This window comes from Microbacterium sp. (genome assembly GCF_040394595.1).
Lineage (GTDB): Bacteria > Actinomycetota > Actinomycetes > Actinomycetales > Microbacteriaceae > Microbacterium.
Window position 1 is genome coordinate 24,564 of sequence record NZ_JBEBSA010000024.1, and the last position, 8,760, is coordinate 33,323.

General features: G+C 71.3%; 10 protein-coding genes. 6 read left to right on the plus strand and 4 right to left on the minus strand.

From position 1 onward, the window contains the following. Positions 1–14: 14 nt before the first annotated feature. Complete coding sequence (locus ABWO84_RS15105; RefSeq protein WP_353116017.1) at positions 15–1,361, minus strand: uracil-xanthine permease family protein; 1,347 nt, start codon at positions 1,359–1,361, stop codon at positions 15–17. Positions 1,362–1,481: 120 nt separating this feature from the next. Continuing rightward, complete coding sequence (locus ABWO84_RS15110; RefSeq protein WP_353116019.1) at positions 1,482–2,342, minus strand: phosphoribosylaminoimidazolesuccinocarboxamide synthase; 861 nt, start codon at positions 2,340–2,342, stop codon at positions 1,482–1,484. A gap of 45 nt (positions 2,343–2,387) precedes the next feature. Here ABWO84_RS15110 and ABWO84_RS15115 point away from each other — a divergent pair, with 45 nt between their 5' ends. From ABWO84_RS15115 to ABWO84_RS15130, 4 genes are all read left to right on the plus strand, one after another. Then, positions 2,388–2,951, plus strand: coding sequence for a GNAT family N-acetyltransferase (locus tag ABWO84_RS15115; RefSeq protein WP_353116021.1), 564 nt, complete (start codon positions 2,388–2,390; stop codon positions 2,949–2,951). A gap of 66 nt (positions 2,952–3,017) precedes the next feature. Continuing rightward, entirely contained in the window at positions 3,018–3,620 is a 603-nt protein-coding gene (locus ABWO84_RS15120; protein WP_353116023.1) for a PadR family transcriptional regulator, read from the plus strand. Next, positions 3,617–5,140 (plus strand): DHA2 family efflux MFS transporter permease subunit, encoded by a 1,524-nt coding sequence (locus ABWO84_RS15125; RefSeq protein WP_353116025.1) that lies wholly within the window; start codon positions 3,617–3,619, stop codon positions 5,138–5,140. The genes ABWO84_RS15120 and ABWO84_RS15125 overlap by 4 nt, the downstream gene beginning before the upstream one ends. A gap of 74 nt (positions 5,141–5,214) precedes the next feature. Continuing rightward, positions 5,215–5,745 (plus strand): GNAT family N-acetyltransferase, encoded by a 531-nt coding sequence (locus ABWO84_RS15130; RefSeq protein ID WP_353116027.1) that lies wholly within the window; start codon positions 5,215–5,217, stop codon positions 5,743–5,745. A gap of 39 nt (positions 5,746–5,784) precedes the next feature. Here the strand turns inward: ABWO84_RS15130 and purD are convergent, their stop codons facing one another. Together purD and ABWO84_RS15140 are read right to left on the minus strand one after the other, a co-directional pair. Next, positions 5,785–7,062: a phosphoribosylamine--glycine ligase gene (gene purD / locus ABWO84_RS15135; RefSeq protein WP_353116029.1), complete on the minus strand. Its 1,278-nt coding sequence runs from the start codon at positions 7,060–7,062 to the stop codon at positions 5,785–5,787. Positions 7,063–7,102: 40 nt separating this feature from the next. Beyond that, complete coding sequence (locus ABWO84_RS15140) at positions 7,103–7,780, minus strand: NUDIX hydrolase (RefSeq protein WP_353116031.1); 678 nt, start codon at positions 7,778–7,780, stop codon at positions 7,103–7,105. Positions 7,781–7,850: 70 nt separating this feature from the next. Here ABWO84_RS15140 and ABWO84_RS15145 point away from each other — a divergent pair, with 70 nt between their 5' ends. Both ABWO84_RS15145 and ABWO84_RS15150 read left to right on the plus strand, forming a co-directional pair. Further along, complete coding sequence (locus ABWO84_RS15145; RefSeq protein ID WP_353116033.1) at positions 7,851–8,204, plus strand: sterol carrier family protein; 354 nt, start codon at positions 7,851–7,853, stop codon at positions 8,202–8,204. 39 nt (positions 8,205–8,243) lie between these two features. Further along, positions 8,244–8,558 carry a potassium transporter Trk gene (locus tag ABWO84_RS15150; protein ID WP_353116035.1) on the plus strand — a complete coding sequence of 105 codons (315 nt, stop codon included), beginning with the start codon at positions 8,244–8,246 and terminating at the stop codon, positions 8,556–8,558. Positions 8,559–8,760 lie beyond the last annotated feature (202 nt).

The window sequence follows — 8,760 nt, forward strand, 5'->3', positions numbered from 1 at the left end:
ACCGCGGTACGTGGTCAGGCCGGGTCGCCGCCGAGCGGTCCGACGGCCTCCAGGGGCTTCGGGTCGTCGGCGCCCGACCTGCGCAGGCGGGCGATGAGGTTGCCCAGGTGGTAGATGAGGATCGCGCCGACGGTCGCCAGCACGATGCCGCCGAGCTCGAAGCCGGACTCTCCGTCCTTGATCATGAAGCCTCCGACGGCGACGATCAGGCCGACGGCGGCGGTGTACTGGTTGACCGGACGGGAGAAGTCGACGCGGTTGTCCACCCAGATCTTGATGCCGATCACGCCGATGAGGCCGTACAGGGCGGTGGTCACACCGCCGAGCACCCCCGGGGGCACCGAGTTGATGACCGCGCCGAACTTGGGCGACATGCTCAGCAGGACGGCGGTGATGCCGGCGACCCAGTACGCGGCCGTCGAGTAGACGCGGGTGGAGGCCATCACGCCGATGTTCTCGCCGTAGGTGGTGGTGCCGGAGCCGCCGAAGAAGCCGGCGACCGTCGTGGAGATGCCGTCGGCGATTAGCGCCTTGCCGGTCTGCTTGTTGATGGACGGATCCTCGACCATCGTGGCGACGCCGCGCACGTGGCCGACGTTCTCGGCGATGAGCACGAGGACCACCGGCAGGAACATCGCCATGGCCGACCAGGTGCCCGGCGTGGTGAAGTTCGGGAGGTGGAAGGTGGGGAATCCGACCCAGGCCGCCTTGTCGACGGCGGAGAAGTCGAGCTCGCCGCGGATGCCTGCGAAGACGTAGCCGGCGATCACGCCGAGGAAGATCGAGATGCGTCCGAGGAATCCCCGGAAGACGACGGCGAAGAGGATGGTGACCGCGAGCGTGAAGAACGCCGTGACGGGCGCCTGCTCGAAGTTGCCGCGGGCCGCACCGGCGAGGTTGAACCCGATCAGTGCGACGATGGTGCCGGCCAGCACGGGCGGGAGGAAGCGGTCGACCCACCGCACGCCCACGGTGTGGACCACGACGCCGATGATCGCGAGCAGCACACCGACCGCGACGATGCCCGCGAGCGCGGAGCCCATCCCGCTCTCGCCCCCGACGGCGTTCGCCGCCGTCGCCGCGGTGACCGGGGCGATGAACGCGAACGACGACCCGAGGTAGCTGGGCAGCTTGTTGCGGGTGATCAGCAGGAACAGGATCGTCCCCACGCCGCTGAAGAGCAGCGTGGTCGGCACCGGGAACCCGGTGAGGATCGGCACCAGGAACGTCGCGCCGAACATCGCGACGACGTGCTGCACGCCGATCGCGATCGTGGCGGGCCAGTTCAGGCGCTCCTCGGGGCGGACGACGGCGCCGGGCGCGACTGTGCGGCCGTTGCCGTGGATCTTCCACAGCGGCATGAATGCTCCTCGGATCGGGGGGATGGGGGGAAGAAGCTGGGGAAACACTACCGGTTCGCCTGCTCCTCGCGACGTCGGGCGACGCCGCCATCCGCGCCGAGGTCCTCTCGGCGGCCCCGATCAGGAGGTGAGGCGCTCGATCAGCTCGCGGTAGCGGGCCGCGGTGCGCGTCACGATCTCCTCGGGGAGCGCCGGCGGCTCGCCCTGCCGATCCCAGTTCGCGGCCAGCCAGTCGCGCACGATCTGCTTGTCGAAGCTCGCCATCCGCTCCCGTGGCGACGTGCCCGTGCGCCAGGCCTCCGCGTCCCAGTAGCGGGACGAGTCGCTGGTGAGCACCTCGTCCGCCAGGCGCAGCACGCCGTCGGCGTCGGTGCCGAACTCGAACTTCGTGTCGGCGAGGATCAGGCCCTTGGCCTCGGCGATCTCCGCGGCCCGCCGGTAGATGCGCAGCGACACGTCGCGCAGTTCTTCCGCCCGCGCGGGGCCGACGAGCTCCGCGGTGCGGTCGAAGGAGATGTTCTCGTCGTGCTCGCCGAGGGGCGCTTTGTACGCCGGGGTGAACAGCGGTTCGGGCAGGCGGTCGCCGTCGTCGAGGCCGGAGGGCAGCGGGATGCCGCAGACCGTGCCGGACTCCTGGTACTCGGCCCAGCCGGAACCGGTGAGGTAGCCGCGTACGACGCACTCGATCGGCAGCATCTCCAGCGACTGCGCGAGCATCGCGCGATCGGCGACGACCTCGGGGATCCCGCCCTCCGCGAGGTGGTTCGGGACGTCGAGCTGTGCGAACCACCAGCGGCTCAGCTCGGTGAGCAGAGCGCCCTTCTGCGGGATGCCGGGCTCGAGCACGAAGTCGAACGCGCTCACCCGATCGGAGGCGACGACGAGGATGCGCGTGTCCGCGGCGTCCTCCGAGGCGTAGAGGTCGCGCACCTTGCCGGAGTAGACGTGCCGCCAGCCGGGGATCTGAGGGGAAGTGTTCACCCGCCCATTATCCCGATGTCGGAGGCTCTCCCTACTCTCGGGACGGTGAACGACGAGACGGTGACCGCGCGGCTGCTCCTGCACCGACCGGTCGAGGACGACGTCGACGCGATCTTCGCGATCTCGTCCGATCCCCGGGTGTGGACGCACTTCCCGAGTCTGCGGCACACCGACCGCAGCACCACCGAGACGATGGTGCTGCGGTGGATCGCGGGCTGGGATGCGGTCGGCACCGGCACCTGGGTGGTGCGTCTGCGCACCACCGGCGAGGTCATCGGCAACGGCGGATGCGCGCTGATCGGCGAGCCCGGCGGCGCCGGCACGGTGTGGAACCTCGGCTATCGGCTCGCGGCCGCGCATCACGGGAAGGGCTACGCGACCGAGCTGTCGGCCGCGGCGATCGCCGCGGCGCGCGCCGTGCATCCGGAGGTGCCGGTGACCGCGTACCTCGTCGCGCACAACCGGGCATCGGCCGCGGTCGCAGAGAAGGCGGGGCTGGACCTCGTGATGACGACGCCGGACGCCGACAACCCCGATCCGGGCGTGATGCGGCTGGTGTACGCGGACCGGCCGCTGACCGACGCGCAGCGGGAGCGACTGCGCCGCTGAGGCCTGCGATGGACCCGTCGGCCGGAGGGTATATAGTCCATGTGGACTAATCGATATGGAGCAATGATGGCGGAAGCGACGCTGACCCCGCTCGGGGTGACCGTGCTCGCGCTCCTGCGCGAAGGGGACATGCACCCCTACGAGATGCTGCGCCTGCTTCGATTCCGTCGCGACGACCGCATGGTGAAGGTGACGAACGGCACGCTGTACCACACGGTCTCGCGACTGAAGGAGCAGGGCCTGCTCGACGAGGTCGGCGTCGATCGCGAGGGCAATCGCCCCGAGCGCACCACCTACACGCTCACCGAGGCGGGCGACCACGTGGTGGGCGAGTGGGTGCGCCGCGAGCTCGGCCGCACCGACCATCCCCTTCGCTTCCGCGTCGCGCTCGCCGAGGCCCACAACCTCGAGCGCGGGGAGGCGATCGCGCTGCTGACCGCCCGCCTCGATCTGATGCGCTCCGAGCTCGGCGACCTCGACGAGGGGCTCGCGGCCGCCCGCGGGCGCGGGGTCCCCGAACAGTACATCCTCGAGACCGGGCGCCAGCAGGCGCTGCTGCGGGCCGATCTGGCCTGGCTCGAGGAGATGCTGCCCCGAATGTCCGCCCCCGGGTTCGCCTGGGGGAACGACTCCGAACATCTCCTTGCGAAGCGAAAGGCACGCGAATGACCGAATCGACTCGCGCCGCGGCACCGTCCGGCGGCCCGTCGACTGGCACCTATGCCACCGGGCACAAGCCCCAGAGCCCCTGGCCCGCCCTCTGGGCGCTGGTCATCGGATTCTTCATGATCCTCGTCGACACGACGATCGTCTCCGTCGCCAACCCGGCCATCAAGGCCGCGCTCGACCCCGACACGAACAACCTCGACAACGTCGTGTGGGTGACGAGCGCCTACCTGCTCGCCTACGCCGTGCCGCTGCTGATCACCGGGCGCCTGGGCGACCGCTTCGGCCCGAAGAACATCTACCTCATCGGGCTCGTGATCTTCACGGCCTCCTCGCTGTGGTGCGGCCTCTCGACCACGCTCGGCGGGCTCATCGCGGCCCGTGCGGTGCAGGGCCTCGGTGCGGCGTTCATGACGCCGCAGACCATGGCGGTGATCACCCGCACCTTCCCGCCCGAGCGGCGCGGCGCGGCGATGGGCCTGTGGGGAGCCACGGCCGGCGTCGCGACCCTCGTCGGCCCGCTGCTCGGCGGTCTGCTGGTCGACGGTCTGGGCTGGGAGTGGATCTTCTTCATCAACGTCCCGGTCGGCGTGATCGGATTCGTGCTCGCGGCGGTCCTCGTGCCCCGTCTCAAGACCCACCCGCACCGCTTCGACATGGTCGGCGTGGTGCTCAGCGCCGTGGCGCTGTTCCTCATCGTCTTCGGCCTGCAGGAGGGGCAGAAGTACGACTGGGGAACGATCACCGGCCCGATCTCGGTCTGGGGCATGATCCTCGCGGGCATCGTGCTGCTGGCGATCTTCATCCTGCAGCAGAGGAAGACCCGCAGCGAGCCGCTCGTACCCCTCGAGCTCTTCCGCGACCGCAACTTCTCGGCCTCCAACCTCGCGATCGCCGCAGTCGGCTTCACAGTGACGGGCATGTCGCTCCCGTTCATGTTCTTCCTGCAGCTGGCACGGGGCCTGACGCCCACCGAGGCCGCTCTGTTGATGATCCCGATGGCGGTCATCTCAGGCGTGCTCGCGCCGTTCGCCGGTGCGCTGCTCGACAAGGTCGACCCCCGCTTCATCCTGGTCCCCGGCCTGCTCTTCGTCGCCGGCGGGCTGCTCTGGAACGCCTCGATGATGAACACCGACACGCCGATCTGGATGTTCCTGCTGCCCTCCGCGATGCTCGGCATCGGCAACGCCGGCATGTGGGGCCCGCTGGCCACCACGGCGACGCGGCGCCTCCCTCCGCGTCAGGCCGGCGCGGGAGCGGGCATCTACAACACCACGCGGACCATCGGCTCGGTGATCGGCTCCGCGGCGATCGCGGCGTTCATGCAGGCTCGCCTCGAGGCCAACCTGCCGGGACTCGACAAGGCGCCGTCGGGGATCGGCGGGGGAGGAAGCATGCCCGATTTCGTGAAGGACGGCTTCTCCACCGGCATGGCGCAGACGATGCTGCTTCCCGCCGCGGTGATGGGCGTCGCGCTCATCGCGGCTCTGTTCCTGGGCCGTCACACCCCGAAGGCGGAGTGATCCCGTCGCCCGGTGCGGATTCCGCGCCGGGCGAGGGTCCCCGCTCCCGCCCGCCGGTGTGATGGGATGAGGGGATGGACCTCCAGCTCACGAAGCCCTCTCTCGACCTCTTCGACTCCTGGGCGGCGGCCATCGCCGAGTTCGGCGACGACCACATCGACGGGTCGGGCCTGCCCGACGACTTCGTGCCGGACCGCGCGAGCTGTGCCGACTTCGTCGAGAAGGCCGAGCTCTACGGGCGCCGCGGCGTCGTGCTCCCGGACGACAAGGTCCCCTGCGACTACCACTGGATCACCGACGGCGGTGAGGTGGTGGGTTTCATCGCCTTCCGCCGCGAGCTGAACGACTTCCTCCGTCGCGTCGGCGGCCACATCGGCTACTCCGTGCGTCCTTCGCGGCGTCGCGAGGGCATCGTCACCGAGGCACTGCGGATGCAGCTCGACCTCGCCCGCGCCGACGGCTACGAGCGGGTGATGATCACCTGCGACGACGACAACCCGGGCTCCTACCGCACGATCGAGCGCGCCGGCGGCGAGCTCCAGGACCGCCTCGAGGCCCCCGAGAACGGGCATCCGCTGATCCGCCGGTACTGGGTGACCCTCTAGGACACGGCGGCGCTCGCCGCGCGACCGCGTCGTGGCGTCTCAGCCGGCGACGCGCGCCGCGATGTCGTGGCGGAAGTGGCCGCCCTCGAGAGCGATTCGGCCGAGGGCGTCGTAGGCGCGGCTGCGCGCCGTGCCGAAGTCCGAGGCCGTCGCGACGACGTTGAGGACGCGTCCGCCGGAGGCGACGAGGTCGCCGCCCGGAGCGTCCGGTCCTGCGGTCGCGGCGTGCACGAGCGTGACGCCCTCGACCGCGGCGGCATCCGCGAGGCCTTCGATCAGGCGACCCGTCTGCGGCGACTCCGGATAGCCCTCGCTCGCGAGCACGACGGTGATCGCGACGTCATCCGAGAACGCGGGCTGCGCCTCGTCCTCGAGGTTGCCGGAGGCCGCGGCGAGCAGCAGTCGGGAGAGCGGGGTGCGCAGACGGGGCAGCACGACCTGGGTCTCCGGGTCGCCGAAGCGGGCGTTGAACTCGATGACCTTGATGCCGGAGTCGGTGAGGATCAGCCCGGCGTAGAGGAGGCCGATGAACGGGGTGCCCTCGGCGTCGAGCTGCCGGATGACGGGCAGAGCCACCTCCTCGGTCACCTGGGCGACGAAGGCCGCCTCACCGCCGAAGCGCTCGTCCAGCCAGGGCAGCGGCGAGTACGCCCCCATGCCCCCGGTGTTCGGGCCGGCATCGCCGTCGTGGGCGCGCTTGAAGTCCTGCGCGGGGCTCAGCGCGCGCACCGTGTCGCCATCGCTCAGGAAGAAGAGCGAGACCTCCTCGCCGGCGAGGAACTCCTCGATCAGCACGGAGCCCTCGGCGAGGTAGTGGGCGGCGTGCGCGAGCGCGTCGGCGCGGTCGCTCGTCACGATGACGCCCTTGCCCGCGGCCAGGCCGTCGGCCTTCACCACGTGCGGCGCCCCCAGGTCGTCGAAGGCCTGCTCGACCTCGGCGAGGGTCGTCGCCCGCGCGGCGCGTCCGGTCGGAACGCCTGCGGCTTCCATGATCCGCTTCGCGAAGGCCTTCGAACCCTCCAGCTGGGCGGCGGCCCTGCCCGGCCCGAAGACTGGGATCCCCCGCTCCCGCAGCACGTCGGCGACACCGGCGACGAGCGGAGCCTCGGGGCCCACGATCACGAGGTCGATCGCCCGCTCGTTGGCGAACGAGGCCACGGCCGCGCCGTCGAGCTGGTCGAGGTCGACGAGCGTCGCGTCCTGTGCGATCCCGGCGTTGCCGGGGGCCGCGAAGATCTCGTGCGATGCGTCCTCGGAGCGCAGGGAGAGGATGATCGCGTGCTCACGCGCGCCGGTGCCGAGGACGAGGATCTTCATGCCGCCCAGCCTACCGGCGGGCCCGGGGCGCCGACCGCGGTCAGAGCTCGATCGGACGCTCGTCGGAGACGTCCCAGGGGAGGGTCCACCCCGCGGCGTCGAACAGCCCGTCGAGCACCATGGCGGTGAAGCCCCAGACGATGGTCCCGTCGACGTCGAACGCCGGACCGCTGAAGGTCATCCCCTCCCGGTGCAGCACCGAGGTGAAGCGCGTCGCCGGGGCGAGCAGCTGCGCCACGGGCACGCGGAACACCTCGACCGTCTCGGCGTGGTCGACGGCGGCGACCCGCGAGGGCGCCCGCCACCAGCCGAGCACCGGGGTGACGAGATGGCTGCTGGCGGCGAGGGGCAGCTCGGGCAGCGTCGCCAGCACCTCGACGCCCGCCGGTTCGAGCCCGGTCTCCTCTTGCGCCTCGCGCAGCGCCGTCGCGACCGCATCCGCGTCGCCGTCCTCGCGGCGTCCGCCGGGGAAGGACACCTGCCCGGGGTGCGACGACAGCGTCGCGGCCCGCCGCTGCAGCAGCACGTCCAGATCGGCGGCGACGGTCGCCTCGTCGGTGCGCGCCGGGATGCTGTCCAAGCGCCCGAACAGCATCAGCACGGACGCCGCATGGGCCGTGCCGACGACCTGCGGATACCGGCGCGTCCGGGCGTCCCCACGGGTCGCGGCGGCGATGAGCTCGGCGCGTGCTCCGGCGACGGTGTTCGAGGGGGACATGCCCTTCGAGCCTACGCCGCGATCCCGGACGGTGGGCGGGAACGGGCCGGGGGTGCGTACCCTGGAGCGTATGGCCCGCAAGATCGACACCGCAGAGGGGCGTGCCGCACTCGCCGCCGTCGCCGAGGGCGCGGCCGGCCGGGCACCGACCGCGACCGCCGTGCGGTATCTGCTGCAGCTGCTCGAGGAGAAGGCCCCGGGCAACAGCGTGGAGGTGCGGGTGCCGCCGTTCGGGGCGGTGCAGGTGGTGCAGGGGCCCCGGCATACCCGGGGCACGCCGCCGAACGTCGTGGAGATGGACGCCGCCACCTGGATCGCGCTCGCGACGGGCGCCCGGTCGTGGGCGGAAGCCGCCGCCGAGGGCGGTGTGCACGCCTCGGGCATCCGCGCCGACCTGGAGGGGCTGCTGCCGCTGCGCCCCTGACGCGGTCTGCGGGCGGGGAGAACGTGGGACAATGGATCCATGGCACGCACCAGCTCCCGTGAGACCGTCGAGGCGCAGATCCGCCCGGTACCGCGGTTCGGCGTGTTCATGGGGGCGGGCGCCGTGCTCGGCGTGATCGTCTCCGCGGTCCTCACGCTCTTCGGCAGCTACGAGCCCTCCCAGGCGGTCGGCGTCACCTACCCGCCGGGACAGGTGTTCGGTTTCACCCTGCTGTGGACCGTGCCGATCGGCCTCGCGCTCGGCGGCGTCGTCGCCCTCATCCTCGAGCGCAGCGCGCGCAAGCACGCCCGCATCGTGCGCGTCGAGCACGAGAAGATCTCGCACGACGACTGAGGCCCCCCGACGGGCGATGTCCCGTTGTGCGGTGGGTGTCACGTTTCGCGGGTGGTTCGGTCCGGGGCGTCCGTGATTCGGGACGTGGTCCGTGATTCGGGACATGGTCTGTGATTCGGGACGTGGTCTGTGGTTCGGGCGGGGTGTCCGGGTGGGGTGTCCCGTTGTGCGGTGGGTGTCACGTTTCGCGGGTGGTTCGGCC

Coding starts and splice junctions, on each gene's coding strand:
- ABWO84_RS15105 (WP_353116017.1), bottom strand. CDS start 1,361: ATGCCGCTGTGGAAGATCCACGGCAACGGCCGCACAGTCGCGCCCGGC.
- ABWO84_RS15120 (WP_353116023.1), top strand. CDS start 3,018: ATGGCGGAAGCGACGCTGACCCCGCTCGGGGTGACCGTGCTCGCGCTC.
- ABWO84_RS15125 (WP_353116025.1), top strand. CDS start 3,617: ATGACCGAATCGACTCGCGCCGCGGCACCGTCCGGCGGCCCGTCGACT.
- ABWO84_RS15130 (WP_353116027.1), top strand. CDS start 5,215: ATGGACCTCCAGCTCACGAAGCCCTCTCTCGACCTCTTCGACTCCTGG.
- purD (WP_353116029.1), bottom strand. CDS start 7,062: ATGAAGATCCTCGTCCTCGGCACCGGCGCGCGTGAGCACGCGATCATC.
- ABWO84_RS15140 (WP_353116031.1), bottom strand. CDS start 7,780: ATGTCCCCCTCGAACACCGTCGCCGGAGCACGCGCCGAGCTCATCGCC.
- ABWO84_RS15145 (WP_353116033.1), top strand. CDS start 7,851: ATGGCCCGCAAGATCGACACCGCAGAGGGGCGTGCCGCACTCGCCGCC.
- ABWO84_RS15150 (WP_353116035.1), top strand. CDS start 8,244: ATGGCACGCACCAGCTCCCGTGAGACCGTCGAGGCGCAGATCCGCCCG.